The sequence below is a fragment of the Cellvibrio japonicus Ueda107 genome, from assembly GCF_000019225.1.
In the GTDB taxonomy this organism is placed as follows: domain Bacteria; phylum Pseudomonadota; class Gammaproteobacteria; order Pseudomonadales; family Cellvibrionaceae; genus Cellvibrio; species Cellvibrio japonicus.
The window spans coordinates 3564466-3579021 of record NC_010995.1 but is presented as its reverse complement, the minus strand read 5'-3'; the positions used below and the strand labels follow the sequence as shown (position 1 = coordinate 3579021).

The 14556-nt window shown below is 53.6% G+C and carries 12 protein-coding genes; 10 read left to right on the top strand and 2 right to left on the bottom strand.

The window, feature by feature from the left end:
• Positions 1-9: 9 nt before the first annotated feature.
• Together CJA_RS14545 and CJA_RS14540 are read right to left on the bottom strand one after the other, a co-directional pair.
• Positions 10-1506: a sugar ABC transporter ATP-binding protein gene (locus CJA_RS14545; RefSeq protein ID WP_012488599.1), complete on the bottom strand. Its 1497-nt coding sequence runs from the start codon at positions 1504-1506 to the stop codon at positions 10-12.
• Positions 1507-1618: 112 nt separating this feature from the next.
• Positions 1619-2563, bottom strand: a complete 945-nt coding sequence (locus tag CJA_RS14540) for an ABC transporter substrate-binding protein (protein WP_012488598.1) — start codon at positions 2561-2563, stop codon at positions 1619-1621.
• A gap of 366 nt (positions 2564-2929) precedes the next feature.
• On the opposite strand from CJA_RS14540, the gene CJA_RS14535 reads away from it, so the two are divergent.
• The 10 genes from CJA_RS14535 (at position 2930) to CJA_RS14485 (ending at position 14548) form a co-directional block, all read left to right on the top strand.
• Positions 2930-3934, top strand: a complete 1005-nt coding sequence (locus CJA_RS14535) for a glycoside hydrolase family 43 protein (RefSeq protein ID WP_012488597.1) — start codon at positions 2930-2932, stop codon at positions 3932-3934.
• A 113-nt stretch (positions 3935-4047) separates the two neighbouring features.
• Positions 4048-5718, top strand: a complete 1671-nt coding sequence (locus tag CJA_RS14530; RefSeq protein ID WP_012488596.1) for a ribulokinase — start codon at positions 4048-4050, stop codon at positions 5716-5718.
• Positions 5715-6413 (top strand): L-ribulose-5-phosphate 4-epimerase, encoded by a 699-nt coding sequence (locus tag CJA_RS14525; protein WP_012488595.1) that lies wholly within the window; start codon positions 5715-5717, stop codon positions 6411-6413. The genes CJA_RS14530 and CJA_RS14525 overlap by 4 nt, the downstream gene beginning before the upstream one ends.
• Positions 6414-6431: 18 nt before the next feature.
• Positions 6432-7934, top strand: coding sequence for an L-arabinose isomerase (gene araA, locus CJA_RS14520; RefSeq protein ID WP_012488594.1), 1503 nt, complete (start codon positions 6432-6434; stop codon positions 7932-7934).
• A 51-nt stretch (positions 7935-7985) separates the two neighbouring features.
• The gene (locus tag CJA_RS14515; protein ID WP_012488593.1) at positions 7986-8585 is read left to right on the top strand and encodes a beta-phosphoglucomutase family hydrolase; all 600 of its coding nucleotides are present in this window, start codon (positions 7986-7988) and stop codon (positions 8583-8585) included.
• 140 nt (positions 8586-8725) lie between these two features.
• Positions 8726-10066: an MFS transporter gene (locus CJA_RS14510; RefSeq protein WP_012488592.1), complete on the top strand. Its 1341-nt coding sequence runs from the start codon at positions 8726-8728 to the stop codon at positions 10064-10066.
• Between the two features lie 24 nt (positions 10067-10090).
• Positions 10091-11059 carry a glycoside hydrolase family 43 protein gene (locus CJA_RS14505; RefSeq protein WP_012488591.1) on the top strand — a complete coding sequence of 323 codons (969 nt, stop codon included), beginning with the start codon at positions 10091-10093 and terminating at the stop codon, positions 11057-11059.
• A 347-nt stretch (positions 11060-11406) separates the two neighbouring features.
• On the top strand, positions 11407-12579 hold the full coding sequence (locus tag CJA_RS14495) for a helix-turn-helix domain-containing protein (RefSeq protein ID WP_012488590.1): 1173 nt from the start codon (positions 11407-11409) through the stop codon (positions 12577-12579).
• A gap of 208 nt (positions 12580-12787) precedes the next feature.
• Positions 12788-14131 carry a glycoside hydrolase family 5 protein gene (locus CJA_RS14490; RefSeq protein ID WP_238526774.1) on the top strand — a complete coding sequence of 448 codons (1344 nt, stop codon included), beginning with the start codon at positions 12788-12790 and terminating at the stop codon, positions 14129-14131.
• A complete protein-coding gene (locus CJA_RS14485; RefSeq protein WP_012488588.1) occupies positions 14132-14548 on the top strand; it encodes a hypothetical protein in 417 nt (138 codons plus the stop codon).
• Positions 14549-14556: the final 8 nt, after the last annotated feature.

Sequence of the window (14556 nt, the reverse complement as noted above, 5' to 3'; positions counted from 1 at the left end):
CCTCGTCACTCAGGCCGATGCAATGGCTTGCATAATGCGTTGCGGGTTAATGTCATCGGCGTCCAGTTGCGCGACTTTTTTACGGTCGCGCAATACCACTACTTTATTGCTGAAGGCCACCAGCTCTTCCAGTTCGGAGGAGGCGACCACCAGGGCCAGGCCCTGATCGCAAAGCGTGCGAATCAGGCGGATAATTTCCGCGTGTGCGCCTATGTCGATGCCGCGTGTCGGTTCATCGAGGATCAACAGCGATGGATTGGCTGCAAGCCAGCGGGCGAGGATCACTTTTTGCTGGTTGCCGCCGCTGAGTTGTTCGATGGGTTTTTCAATATCCGAGGTGGCAATATTCAATTCCTTAACGTATTGGTTGGCGATGGCTTCCTGCTCTTTGCGACCTATGTATTTCCACCAGCCCTGTTTGATCTGGCGGGCGAGGATCATATTTTCGCGAATGGAAAGTGGGCCGAGGATCCCGTCGTGTTTGCGGTCTTCGGGGCACAGGCCCATGCCGGCAATCATCGCATCGCGCGGCGAGCGAAAGTGAACGTCTGCACCGTTAAACCGGATAGTGCCGCCGTGTTTTTTATCAATCGCAAACAGCAGGCGACAGAGTTCGGTGCGGCCCGAGCCTAAAAGCCCTGCCAGGCCAACCACTTCGCCCTTGCGCACCTGTACATCCATCGGCGCCATGTTGGTGTTGTGGCTGAGTGCCGTGGCGGTTAATAAAGCTTCGCCTCCACCCTGGGTTTGTTGCGGTCTGTGTTCACCCAGTGCCGCCAATTCTTTACCGAGCATATGGCCGATCAATTCCGCGCGCGACAGGCTTGCCGCCTCGAATTCACCGACCCGTTCCGCGCTGCGCAAAATAGTGATGCGATCACACACGGCATACACCTGGTCGAGGAAGTGGGTAACAAACACAATGCCGATACCGCGCGCTTTTAAATCGCGCATGATGCGGAACAGAGATTGCACTTCATCGGCGTCGAGGCTGGCCGTTGGCTCGTCGAGGATTAACACCTTGGCGGACATGGAGACACCGCGTGCAATGGCAATCAGTTGCTGCACGGCAATGGAATAACTGGATAGGGGTTGGGTGACGTCTATGTCCAGGTCATAACCCTTGAGCAAGGCCGCCGCATCGCGGTTGACCTGTTGCCAGTGGATCAAGCCCAAGCGGCGCGGCTCGCGCCCCAGGTACAGGTTTTGTGCCACGGTCAGGTTGGGCAGCAGGTTCACTTCCTGATACACCGTGCTAATACCCAATACCTGGGCGTCTCCCGTGTTATTGGGGTGAATCGCCTGGCCCTCTAATACAATATCGCCACCATCGCGCTGGTATACACCGGTCATGACTTTGATCAGCGTGGATTTGCCCGCGCCGTTTTCGCCGAGCAGGGCGTGTATTTCGCCCGCGCGCAGGGTGAAGTCCACACCTTTTAAGGCGTGGACACCGGGGAATATTTTGTGGATTCCCCGCAGTTCCAGTACAGGTTTGTTGTTCATGGTTGTTATGACTTCCCGACAAACTCACAATCGAGTGGATATTTGGCACAATCTTTCAGGATGTTGAGCAATCAGCGTGTCACACACACCGATTGCTCAACATCCACACGAGCTACTTACTGGCTCGCTTTGCCAATTCTTGCGCTGCGTTCTCCTGGGTAAACACCGCGCCGCCCATGCGAATCCATTTATCAAACTCTTTTTTGCCCGCGCGGTATTCGTTAATCACATCAAACGCCGGGCCACCCAGGTGCGGGCTTAATTCAACGGACACATTAATCTCACCGGCGACAATGGCTTTCAGCGCATCATCTACCGCATCAACAGAAACAACCAAAATATCCTTGCCGGGTTGCAGGCCGGCTTCCTTTACCGCCTGGATAGCCCCCAAGGCCATCTCATCGTTATGTGCCCATATCGCGCAGATACTCTTGCCACCGCCTTCGGCCTTGAGCATAGTTTCCATTACCTCTTTGCCCTTGGCGCGGGTAAATTCGGCTGTTTGGCTGCGCACAATCTTGGTGTCGGGGAAGTGGGCGATGGTTTCATTGAAGCCTTTCATACGCCCCAGGGCGGCACTGGAACCCACTGTGCCTTGCAGTTCGAGGATATTGCACTTGCCCTGGGTTTTTTCGGTCAGCCAGTTGGCAGCACGTTGTCCTTCTACTTCAAAATCCGGCGCTATGCGTGTGAGGTACAAGGAGTGATCGCTCACTGCCACATTGCGATCCAGGATGACCACAGGAATGCGTGCGCGCTTGGCTTCCACCAGCACAGGTTGCCAGCCGGTTTCCACTACGGGTGCAATTAAGATGGCATCTACTCGCTGGGCGATAAAACTGCGCACGGCTTTAATCTGGTTTTCCTGTTTTTGCTGGGCATCGGAAAATTTCAGGGTGATACCGCGTTTGTCGGCCTCGGCTTTAACCGACTCTGAAAAGCTGGTACGCCAGCCCGATTCTGATCCTACCTGGGCAAATCCGACCGTCAGGGCCTGTGTTGTCGCACTCAGGCCAATGGCCGTGGCGAGGGCCAGGGTTTTGAATAGGCTTTTCATGGTGATTCCTCGTTTTATTCACTGTGTTATTCGTTCGTTGGAATAGACAAGACAGGCACATAGTGTGTTTGCTTGTACCTATACCCCATGGTTGTTGGGAGTTTGGATCGTCACCGGGGAAGGTAAAGGTGTCTTATGGTTATTTATAAAGTCATACAATATAAGAGTCGTTTTTAAAGCCCACAATGGATCTGGCTAATCTTGACTGATATTTACTTGGGCTCCGTGGGTAAATTCATGCAAAAACGCTATTTTAGGTTGTTGTGATTTTAATTGTATTATAATATCAATATAAATCAAGCCCAATGGATGGTTGCGCTTGCATCAATAATGACCCTAATAAGAGAGCCCACAAGAGGAAATAACATGACAACCTCCCTGAATTCCCGTCGCCTATGGTTGCACCGCTTGTGTGCCCTGTTGCTGGGTACTGGCAGTGCCCTGGTCCAGGCTGAAAACCCCATCTTTACGGATGTGTTTACCGCCGATCCGGCGGCCCTGGTACACAAGGGCAGGGTCTATCTCTACGCCGGCCGCGATGAGGCGCCGGATAACACCACGTTTTTTGTGATGAACGAATGGCTGGTGTATTCCTCGGATGACATGGCCAACTGGGAAGCCCACGGCCCCGGGTTGCGCGCCAAGGATTTCACCTGGGCCAAGGGCGATGCCTGGGCCAGCCAGGTGATTGAGCGCAATGGCAAGTTTTACTGGTATGTGACCGTCAGGCACGACGACACCAAGCCGGGTTTTGCCATTGGTGTGGCCGTGGGCGACAGCCCCATCGGCCCGTTTAAAGATGCACTGGGCAAGGCGTTGATTACCAACGATATGACCACGGATACCCCTATCGATTGGGACGATATAGATCCTTCGGTATTTATTGATGACGATGGCCAGGCCTACCTGTTCTGGGGAAATACCAGGCCACGCTACGCCAAGCTGAAGAAAAATATGGTGGAGCTGGACGGCCCCATCCGGGCGATCGAAGGGCTGCCCGAATTTACCGAGGCGATCTGGGTACATAAATACCAGGACAATTATTACCTGTCCTATGCCATGGGCTTCCCCGAGAAGATCGGCTATGCCATGGGCAAAAGCATCAAGGGGCCCTGGGTCTATAAGGGCATCCTGAATGAAGTGGCGGGCAATACGCCCACTAACCACCAGGCCATTATCGAATTCAATAACAAGCACTACTTTATCTACCACACCGGCGCCGGCCGCCCCGATGGCGGCCAATACCGTCGTTCGGTCAGTATCGATGAGCTGTTCTACAACCCGGATGGCACCATCAAGCGCATTGTGATGACCACAGAAGGGGTTGCACCCAATAAATCCCCTGAGCGGGTTAAAAAAGCCGCCAAGTAAGCCCTGGGCCCGGTGCTGAAACCGATTGACAGCGCTGGGCTTTACTCCAATAATATTGTCATACAATATTAATATCCTCTGATGAGGCAATAGTATAAAAAGTGGGTGATGTTATGACGTCTTATGCCTTGGGCTTGGACTATGGTTCCGATTCGGTCAGGGCGCTCCTGGTGGACGCGCTCAGCGGCCGCGAAGTGGCCAGCCATGTGGTGTATTACCCGCGCTGGAAACAGGGCCTGTATTGCGTACCGGCCAAAGATCAATTCCGCCAGCATCCGCTGGATTACCTCGAAAGCTTGGAGCAGGTGGTGCGCGGCCTTTGGGAGCGTGCGCCTGCCGGGGCAGCAACCCGGGTAGCCGGTATTAGTTTTGACACCACCGGTTCAACACCGGTCGCCGTTGATAAAGAGGGTATTGCCCTTGCATTGAAGCCCGAGTTTGCCGAAAACCCCAACGCCATGTTTGTGCTCTGGAAAGATCACACGGCGGTGAAGGAGGCCCGGGAAATTACCGCGGCGGCCAACGCCGCCAGCACCAATTACTTGAAATACGAAGGCGGGATTTATTCCTCCGAATGGTACTGGGCCAAAGCCCTGCATGTACTGCGTGAAGACGCTGCTGTTGCTGAAGCGGCCTATTTATGGGTGGAACATGCCGACTGGATGTCCGCCGTACTGACCGATACCACACACCCGGGCAAATTGCGTATGGGGCGTTGCGCTACCGGCCACAAATTGATGTGGCATGCGAGCTGGGGCGGTTATCCACCCAATGCCTTTTTTGCCGGTATCGATCCACTGCTGGATGGCTTGCGCGATCGCCTGCCGGCAGAAACGTTTACCTCCGACCAAGTCTGCGGACCCTTAACAGCCGAATGGGCAGATCGACTGGGTTTGCCGGCGGGCATTGCCGTTGGCTTTAGCGCATTCGATTGCCACATGGGCGCCGTCGCGGCCAATGTCAAACCCGGTGTGCTGACCAAAATCATGGGCACCTCGACCTGCGATATTACCGTGGCCAGCTATCAGGATATTGGCGATACCTGTATCCGCGGTATTTGCGGCCAGGTGGATGGTTCGGTGACACCGGGCTTTGTTGGCCTGGAAGCCGGGCAGTCGGCCTTTGGCGATCTCTATGCCTGGTTCCGCAATCTGATTACCTGGCCTGTCGCACAGGTGTTAGGTGCATCGTCCCTGGTGGATGAAAAAACCAAACAGCAACTGGTCGAAGAAATTGAAAACAACACCCTGGTTGCCCTCAGTAAAGCGGCGAGTGAATTGCCTATCGGCGAAGCCGGTATCACCGCCCTGGATTGGGTCAATGGTCGTCGCACGCCCGATGCCGACCAAACCCTGGCGATGGCCATTGCCGGTTTAAAAATGGGCAGCCAGGCTCCGCATGTATTTCGCGCCCTGGTTGAAGCAACCGCGTTTGGCGCGCGCGCGATTATCGAACGTTTTAAAGAAGAAGGCGTGGCCATCCAGTCGGTTGTCGCTATCGGCGGCATCTCCAAAAAATCCGATTTCGTGATGCAAACCTGTGCCGATGTCTGGAATTGCCCGATCGAAGTACTGGAGAGCGAACAGAGTTGTGCACTGGGTGCAGCGATTTTTGCCGCCGTGTGCGGCGGTGTCTATCCCACAGTGGAAGCGGCGCAAAACGTCATGGCGTCCAGCGTGTGCAAAACCTATCAACCCGATGCACAGGCCGCAGCGACTTATGAAGGACTGTATCGCCAGTATGTAACGCTCGGCACCTTTATCAGTGGCGGAGGTGTGCAATGAGTTACCTTGAATTACAGCGCGAAGTCTATGAAGCCAATATGGAATTACAGCGCCGCAACCTGGTGGTGTATACCTGGGGCAATGTATCGCAGATCGACCGCAACAAGGGCGTCATTGCCATCAAGCCCAGCGGTGTGGCCTATGAGGCCATGAAGCCGGAAGACATGGTCATCGTTGACCTGGAAAACAACGTCGTTGAAGGCAGGTTGCGCCCATCATCCGATACCAAAACCCACACCCATTTGTATCGTCATTTCGATTCGATTGGCGGTGTTACCCACACCCATTCCACCTATGCCACGGCCTGGGCACAAACCCAGCAGGCGATTCCCTGCTATGGCACCACCCATGCGGATTATGCCTATGGCGAAATTCCCTGTACGGCCGTGATGAGCGATGAACAAATCGAGCGCGATTACGAAGAGGAAACCGGTGTGCAAATTACCGACTGTTTTACGCTGCGTAATCCTGCCGAGGTGCCCATGGTCATCGTCGCCGGCCATGCTCCCTTTACCTGGGGCAAAAATGCCGCCGATGCGGTGTATCACGCGGTGATCCTGGAAGAGATCGCGCGTATGGCATACCTCACCAAAACATTACAACAAACAACAGCGCCGCTGAAACAGGGCATTGTCGATAAACATTATTTGCGCAAGCACGGGAAGAACGCCTACTACGGGCAAAACAAAATCTGATTTTTCGAGGAAATTTCCATGAAAGTGTACGGCGATAAAGAAGTCTGGTTAGTCACCGGCTCCCAGCATTTGTACGGTCCCGGCGTGCTTAAGCAAGTCGCCGAGAATAGCCAGAAAATTGCAGCAGGCCTGACAGAGTCCAGCCTGGTTTCCATTAAAGTGGTCGCCCAGGAGACGGTAAAGTCTCCAGGTGAAATCCTGGCCGTTGCCCAGGCCGCCAACAGCAATCCCAATTGCGTGGGACTGATCCTGTGGATGCATACCTTTTCACCGGCCAAGATGTGGATCGGCGGCCTGCGTGCACTGAATAAGCCTTACATGCACCTGCACACGCAATTCAATGCCGAGTTGCCCTTCAGCGATATCAACATGCACTTTATGAACCTCAACCAAAGTGCACACGGCGACCGCGAGTTTGGCCATATCAGCACGCGCTTGCGCCAGGATCGCAAAGTCGTTGTCGGCCACTGGGCGACAGCGTCGGTACAGCAGCAAATCGACTCCTGGTGCCGCGTGGCCATGGGCTGGTACGAAAGCCAAAACCTGAAGATTGCCCGCTTTGGCGACAACATGCGTCAGGTTGCGGTGACCGAGGGCGATAAGGTATCGGCACAAATCCAGTTTGGTTATGAAGTCCACGCCTATGGTTTGGGTGACTTGCAAAAAGTGGTGGATGCGGTCACCGACGAGCAGGTGGCTGCACAGATTGAAACCTACAAAAAAGATTACGAGGTGTCGCCCGCTATTTTCGATGATGAGCATCAATTCCAAATGCTCAAGAACGAAGCGCGCCTCGAATTGGGTATGCTCAAATTTTTAACAGACGGCGGCTTCGGCGCATTTACCAACTGCTTTGAAAACCTGACCGGTTTAACCAACCTGCCGGGCCTGGCAACCCAGCGTTTAATGCAACAGGGTTTCGGTTACGGTGGTGAGGGCGATTGGAAAACGGCCGCCATGGTGCGTATCGCCAAGGTGATGTCCAAGGGGCGCGAGGGCGGTTCCTCCTTTATGGAAGATTACACCTATCACTTTGGTGCAGTGGATCAGGTACTGGGGGCACACATGCTGGAAGTCTGTCCATCCATTGCGGCTGCAAAGCCCAAACTGGAAGTACACCTGCACACCATTGGTTGCCGCAACGATATTGCCCGGTTGATTTTCACTGGCAAGACTGGCCCTGCACTGTGTATTTCAGTGATCGACATGGGCACCCGTTTCCGCATGATCATCAACGAGGTGGATACCGTAAATCCACCCCAGGAATTACCCCAATTGCCAGTAGCCAAAGCACTGTGGGAGCCTCGCCCCAACCTGGAAATCGCGGCTTCTGCCTGGATTCACGCCGGTGGCGCACACCACAGTGCCTATACGCAGGGCATTACGGTAGATGAGGCTGTGGATTATGCTGAAATGGCGGGTATCGAAGCAGTCGTTATCGGTGCGGATACCACGGTGCGCAGCTTCAAAACCGAATTGCGCCATAACGCGGCCTATTACCATTTGAAGGATGGTGTTTAATCCATTTTGTGCTCTAATCGCTGTTCTGATAGGTAATTGCGAGAGCCCAAGATGTACGACCATTACGACGCCCTGATTTTTGATATGGATGGCACCCTGGTGGATAGCGGCCAACTGCATGAACATGCCTGGACGGCCACACTGGAAAAATATGCTATCCCGATTGATCGCCCGCTGATGCGTTCATTGGCCGGCGTGCCAACCAAGGGCACGATTGAAATACTGCTGGAAAAATTCGATCTGCAGGTGGATGCCAGCCTGGATGACATGAACGATTTTAAAGAGCAGTGGGTACATGGAAACATGCACCGGTTTGTAAAGCCTACGGCATTGGCGGATATTGCCCGCCACTACCATGGCCAAAAACCGATGGCAGTGGGTACCGGGGCTTACACCCAGGAAGCGGAGACGATTTTAAGACTCTGTGGTCTGGATCACCTGGTGCAGCATGTGGTCGGTGCCGATCAGGTTGCCAACCCCAAGCCCGCACCGGATACCTTTTTGCGCTGTGCCCAACTGCTTGGCATAGCGCCGGAAAAGTGTGTGGTGTTTGAGGATTCCAAACTGGGGTTGCAGGCAGCCGCCAGTGCCGGGATGGCCGGTGTGGACGTGCTGGAAGTGCATCAGGTGGTGAACGATTACTTCCTGTAATCGACAACAACAACCGTCATTGCGAGCGGTGAGAGATTGGCAGCCTGTCCTGGCCATCACCTTGGTGGCGTTGGCAGGCTCCTTAAAAAAGCGGCTGTGACAGGCCGCTTTTTTTAACCAAGACGAGGTCAAGAATAATAATGCAGGTACAAAAGTTATCGGTCACCGAAAAGGTGGGATTCGGTGCGGGCGATATGGCGGTCAATGTCATGATTGCTGCCATGTTTTATTTCATGCAGTATTTCTATACGGATATTTTCGGGCTCAAGCCCGCGCATGTGGGCACGCTGTTTTTGGTCGCGCGTTTTATCGATGCGCTCAGCGATCCCCTGATGGGCTTGCTGACCGATAAATACAAAACCCGTTACGGCCGTTTCCGCCCCTATTTCCTGTACCTTGCCATTCCCTATGGCTTCTCGGTATTCCTGTTATTTACCACCCCGGATTTCAGCTACAACGCCAAACTGGTGTGGGCCTATGTCACTTATTTGTTCGCCACGCTGATGTTTACCGGTGTGGCCATTCCCTATATTTCCTATATCGGTGTACTCACCTCCGATCCGCAAGAGCGCTTATCGGCCAATGGCTACCGCATGTTCTTCGCCAAGATTGCCAATGTGGTGATTGTGGCCTCGGTACCTGATCTTGCCGCTTACTGGGGCGGTGGGGATTCGGCCAAGGGGTATCAGCTGGCGATGGGATTTATGTCGCTGGTGGGTGTGGGCCTTTTGCTCTTTTGTTTTTTCTCGACCCGTGAACGGGTGGAACACCAGGTTGATAAGCAGCCGCTCAGTGAGCAATTCAGTTTGCTCATGAGAAACGACCAATGGCTGTTGTTGTGCGCTGTCTGCGTACTCGGCACCCTGGGTTATGCCCTGCGTGGCAGTGTGGCGTTTTACTATGCTATCTACTACCTCGGCGGTACGGAATCCATGGCTGCCAAATTTACCAGCGCCGGGATCGCCGCATCGATTGTGTCGATGGTGGTCTCTACCTGGGTCACCAAACGCTACTGCAAAGTAAAACTATTCCGCTGGTCGCAGATTGCGGTGGGGCTGATCAGTGTGCTGATGTTCGTGGTGGTTGAACCGGGTGATATCTGGTTTGCCTTTGTGCTCTACATACTGCTGTCATTCGTTGTGGACTTGCACGCACCTATTTTCTGGTCTGCCATTGCCGAGGCGGTTGATTATGGCCATGTAAAAAATGGCAAGCGTGTTTCCGGGTTGGCGTTTGGCGGGATTTCTTTCTGCCAAAAAGCCGGTGCCGGCCTGGCCGGTTTTGTCACCGGCCTGCTGCTCACGTATTTCGATTACCAGGCCGGGCAAGCCCAAAGTGAATTTACCCTGACCGGCATTGCCTTGATGCTCACGATCATCCCTGGTGCCTTCCATGCCCTGTTGGGTTTTGTCATGTTCAAATACCGTATTACCGATAATTTCTATCGCACGATGGTTGATGAAAAACGCATTGACCATTAGTCAATTTTTGATGGAGAAATAATTGTGGCTGAATTATTAAAACCACTGATTTTACAGCGTGCTGATCCCTGTATTTACAAGCACAGCGATGGCTACTACTACTTCACCGCCTCGGTACCCCTATACGACCGTATCGAACTGCGCCGTGCCAAAACCATTGACGGACTGGTGGATGCACAAACGGTGGATGCCTGGCGCAAGCCGGATACCGGCCCCTACAGCGAATTGGTATGGGCACCGGAAATTCACTTCAATAAGGATCCGCAAACCGGCGAATCCGCCTGGTACATTTATTTTGCCGCCGCACCCAGCCGCGAGATCAAATACAACCTGTTCCAGCACCGCATGTATTGCATCCGCAATTGCCATGCGAACCCGCTTGAAGGTACCTGGGAATTTATGGGACAGGTCGATAGTGGCATAGACACCTTCTGCCTGGATGCCACCACCTTTGAGCACAAGGGCGTCCTCTACTATGTGTGGGCACAAAAAGATGTGGCTATCGAAGGCAACTCCAATATTTATATTGCCCCCATGGAAACGCCCTGGCAGCTCGGGGGCGAACCGGTCATGCTCACCAAACCGGAGTTCGAGTGGGAAATCCGCGGCTTTTGGGTGAATGAAGGGCCGAGTATTGTCAAACGCAACGGCAGGATTTTCCTGAGTTATTCGGCCAGTGCCACCGACGAAAACTATGCCATGGGCTTGCTGTGGATCGACGATAATGCCGACCTGCTCAACCCGGCCAACTGGACCAAAGCGCGCGAGCCGGTACTCTGCTCTGATATCCCCAATAAGATCTTCGGCCCCGGCCATAACAGCTTCACCTACGCAGAGGATGGCGATACCGTGATGCTGGTGTACCACGCCCGCACCTACACCGAAATTGAAGGCGACCCCCTGTGGAACCCGGATCGCCACACCTTTGTGAAACCCTTGCGCTGGGATGACCAGGGCATGCCGGTGTTTGGCAAACCCTCGCTGATTGAGTGACCTTATTCCTGAGTCCATTCGAACAGGCCTGCTGGAAACAGCGGGCCTTGTGCTTTTTAAGGGAGGAATTGATCTTTTGGCAGGGGCGGGATAGGGTGGGGCAGACGTGCCTGTCTGACGAATACCAACAATTGCGGCAGCGGGCTAAGGTTAACGCTGGGGAATCACCCAGCTACAATCACAAGGACTTTTGCAGAGATGCTCAAACAACTCTTATCAAGCCTGACGCAAAATGACGTTTATGTTCAATTGTCCGAGAATCGCTTGCGCTCCATCTTCACCTTGAACTCCCTCGCAATTTACCTATCATAACCAGCCGTCATTGCCTTTCGGTTATCAGGAACCCCATGCTGGATTTCTATAAAAAAGCACTTGTAAGCCTGCTGGGATTGCTGTTGCTGAGCATCCTGGTTGGCTATCTGTGCGTGCAGCGCACCTTTCTGCATATACCGCTATTACCGGCAGATACCAGCCGCTTCCCGTGGGAGGCACAGCCTGAAACGGATATTTATGAAGGTGGTTTTTCATCGATAAAAATCGGCGATACCCGTTATAGCCTGGATTTTGAGCTGAGCGTATCGAAACAAGCCAAGCATCCCTTTTCCTCGATTGCCCTGGTGTTTAAGGACAAGCGTGGGCAACCCACCCTGGTGGATCTATCAGCCTTTACCCATGTGTCTTTCTCGGTCAAATGTTCACCTGCCAATGTACTCGTCTTTGCCGCCTTTACCGTGGCTGAAGGTGTCACCAAGCCTGAAGATTTTTTAACCTATCGCTCACCCTCTGCATTTTTTTCCTGTGATGAGCAATGGAGCCGGGTGGAGTTGGATCTGACCCGCCTTGAGACACCGCAATGGTGGCTGGAGATGTTTCACCTCAAGTTATCCATGACTGACTATCGACTGGACCAGGTGCCCAAAATCCTGTTCGGCTCCAGTTTCCAGAGCCCCATGGAGGTTGCCTCCCGCGTACAGTTGAATGAGCTGGCCCTGGAGGGGAGGGATTGGCGCTACCTGTATTTCCTGGGGGTATTTTTGCTGGTGATATGGGGGTGTTATGGGGCCTGGTTCTTTCGTCGGCATTCCCAGGCGCTGATCAGCGATCTGAGGAGCAAGATCCAAAAGGACCGCCCTTTGGTGGCTTACCAACAGTTGTCAGTAGAACCCCAGCGCGATAAAGAGCAGGCGGCGATCTTGCGCTTTATGGCTACCGAATATGCCAATGCAGAATTAAACCTGGACACCATGGTTTCCCGCATTGGTGTGAGCCGAACCAGGATCAACGATATCTTAAAGGCGGAATTGGGCTACACCTTTACCGGTTACCTCAACAAATTGCGCCTGACCGAAGCCGCGCGCTTACTGGCGGGTAAAGAGGATGTCAGCATCGCTGAAATTGCCTATCTGGTGGGGTACAAAAACGTTTCCTACTTCAACAAACTGTTCAAGGAGGAGTACGGTTGTACCCCCAAGAGCTTTAATGCCCTCTACGATAAAACCTCCGCTGCGAGCGATGACTAGTCCCCCAATACCCTTGAAGGCTTGGCAAAAACTTCAACTTAAACGAAAAAAACTTCAACTTTTTGCAAGTTAATAAGCTTTTTAGGAAAAGCATTATCGCCAGGTCTTTGTTTTTAATAGGCTTATTCGCGGCAATGGAGCAGCGGTGCCCCACCGGGGGCAGGGTTGCATCCGCAATTGGCTTCTAACAATAAAACCGAGATCGATCATGAACAGAATCAATACCCTGGTCTTTTCCTGCCTCCTGGTTGTGTTGGCAGGCTGTGGTAGCGCCGGTGGCGGCTCCAGTGGCGGCGCCTCGTCCAGCATTATTACTCCCTCGTCGTCCGACACGTCGAGTCTTTCCAGCAGCGCCTCAAGTACCAGCAGCCTTTCAAGCGCCAGTAGCCTAAGCTCCAGCAGTTCGTCCAGCAGCAGCCTGTCTTCAGCCGGGCTTTATCCCAGTTACAACACCAGCCCGGCAGCCCCCGATAGCACCGGTATGCAAAGCACGGCTGTACAGCTTGCCGGCAAGATCCGCCTGGGGTGGAACATCGGCAATACCATGGAGGCCATCGGCGGTGAAACCGCCTGGGGCAATCCCATGGTGTCCAACGAGTTGCTCAAACTGGTCAAGGACAGTGGTTTTGATGCCGTGCGTATCCCGGTGGCCTGGGACCAATATGCCAACCAGGAAAGCGCCGAGATAAGTGCCGCGTGGCTCAACCGGGTCAAGCAGGTGGTACAGATGGCAATTGATAATGAGCTCTATGTGCTTATCAACATCCACTGGGATGGCGGCTGGTTGGAAAACAACATCACCCCGGCTAAGAAAGATGAAAATAACGCCAAGCAAAAAGCCTTCTGGGAGCAGATCGCTACCCATTTGCGCGACTTTGATGAACACCTGCTCTTTGCCGGCACTAACGAGCCCAATGCGGAAAATGCCGAGCAGATGGACGTGCTGAATTCCTATCTCCAGACCTTTGTCGATGCGGTTCGCTCAACTGGTGGCAAAAATGCCTACCGTGTGCTGGTGCTACAGGGACCGGTAACCGATATTGAAAAAACCAATGAACTCTGGACGCACATGCCCGCGGATACGGCGACGGACAGGCTCATGGCCGAGGTGCATTTCTATACCCCCTATAACTTTGCGCTGATGCGCCAGGACGAAAGCTGGGGCAAGCAGTTTTATTATTGGGGTGAGGGCTTCCTCTCCACCACCGACACCGAGCGCAACCCTACCTGGGGCGAGGAAGCAACGATTGATCAACTCTTCGACCTGATGAAAACCAAGTTTGTCGACCAGGGGATTCCGGTTGTACTGGGCGAGTTTTCTGCCATGCGCCGCACCAACCTCACGGGCGATGCACTCACACTGCATTTGGCCGGGCGCGCCTACTACCATAAGTACGTGACCCAACAAGCGCTGGCGCGTGGGCTCCTGCCGTTCTATTGGGACAATGGCGGCAACGACAATTTCAGCTCGGGCATTTTTAATCGCCAGCAAAACACAGTGTTCGACCAGCAGGTGTTGGACGCGCTCCTGGAGGGCGCAGGAGCACAATAAATGATGAACAACTCCATCGCCTATATCCACGATGGCCTGGCCTCCCATCCGGTGGCCTCGCTCTTTCATATCAACATCAGGTTGTGCGAAAGAGGCCATTTAGTCCTGGCACTGAGTCGATGTTCCCAGGCACCTGTCGAATACCTGGACTCTGCCGGTGTGTGCAATTTCCTGATTGATTATGCCGCGCGTAAAGCGGGGCATAACGTCATTGGGCGTTGCTATATTGCCGAGTGTGAAACCAGCCTGTATTACCCGGTGCAGGCGCATGACATTAGCGTCGAAGTCAGTATCGAATCCGGCGATATAAACAGTGCCAGCTATCTCTGCAAGTTAATCGATGGGATACACGTGATTGCCGAGTCGCAGGGCACGTTAGTGAGTAGCGGTACCCTGTCCAAACATCATGGTTGCTAATAAAAAAA

What these genes read in the sequence shown, in the direction of transcription:
- CJA_RS14510 (WP_012488592.1), top strand. Translation starts at nt 8,726, where the DNA reads ATGCAGGTACAAAAGTTATCGGTCACCGAAAAGGTGGGATTCGGTGCG.
- CJA_RS14495 (WP_012488590.1), top strand. Translation starts at nt 11,407, where the DNA reads ATGCTGGATTTCTATAAAAAAGCACTTGTAAGCCTGCTGGGATTGCTG.
- CJA_RS14515 (WP_012488593.1), top strand. Translation starts at nt 7,986, where the DNA reads ATGTACGACCATTACGACGCCCTGATTTTTGATATGGATGGCACCCTG.
- araA (WP_012488594.1), top strand. Translation starts at nt 6,432, where the DNA reads ATGAAAGTGTACGGCGATAAAGAAGTCTGGTTAGTCACCGGCTCCCAG.
- CJA_RS14530 (WP_012488596.1), top strand. Translation starts at nt 4,048, where the DNA reads ATGACGTCTTATGCCTTGGGCTTGGACTATGGTTCCGATTCGGTCAGG.
- CJA_RS14535 (WP_012488597.1), top strand. Translation starts at nt 2,930, where the DNA reads ATGACAACCTCCCTGAATTCCCGTCGCCTATGGTTGCACCGCTTGTGT.
- CJA_RS14525 (WP_012488595.1), top strand. Translation starts at nt 5,715, where the DNA reads ATGAGTTACCTTGAATTACAGCGCGAAGTCTATGAAGCCAATATGGAA.
- CJA_RS14540 (WP_012488598.1), bottom strand. Translation starts at nt 2,563, where the DNA reads ATGAAAAGCCTATTCAAAACCCTGGCCCTCGCCACGGCCATTGGCCTG.
- CJA_RS14545 (WP_012488599.1), bottom strand. Translation starts at nt 1,506, where the DNA reads ATGAACAACAAACCTGTACTGGAACTGCGGGGAATCCACAAAATATTC.
- CJA_RS14490 (WP_238526774.1), top strand. Translation starts at nt 12,788, where the DNA reads ATGAACAGAATCAATACCCTGGTCTTTTCCTGCCTCCTGGTTGTGTTG.
- CJA_RS14485 (WP_012488588.1), top strand. Translation starts at nt 14,132, where the DNA reads ATGATGAACAACTCCATCGCCTATATCCACGATGGCCTGGCCTCCCAT.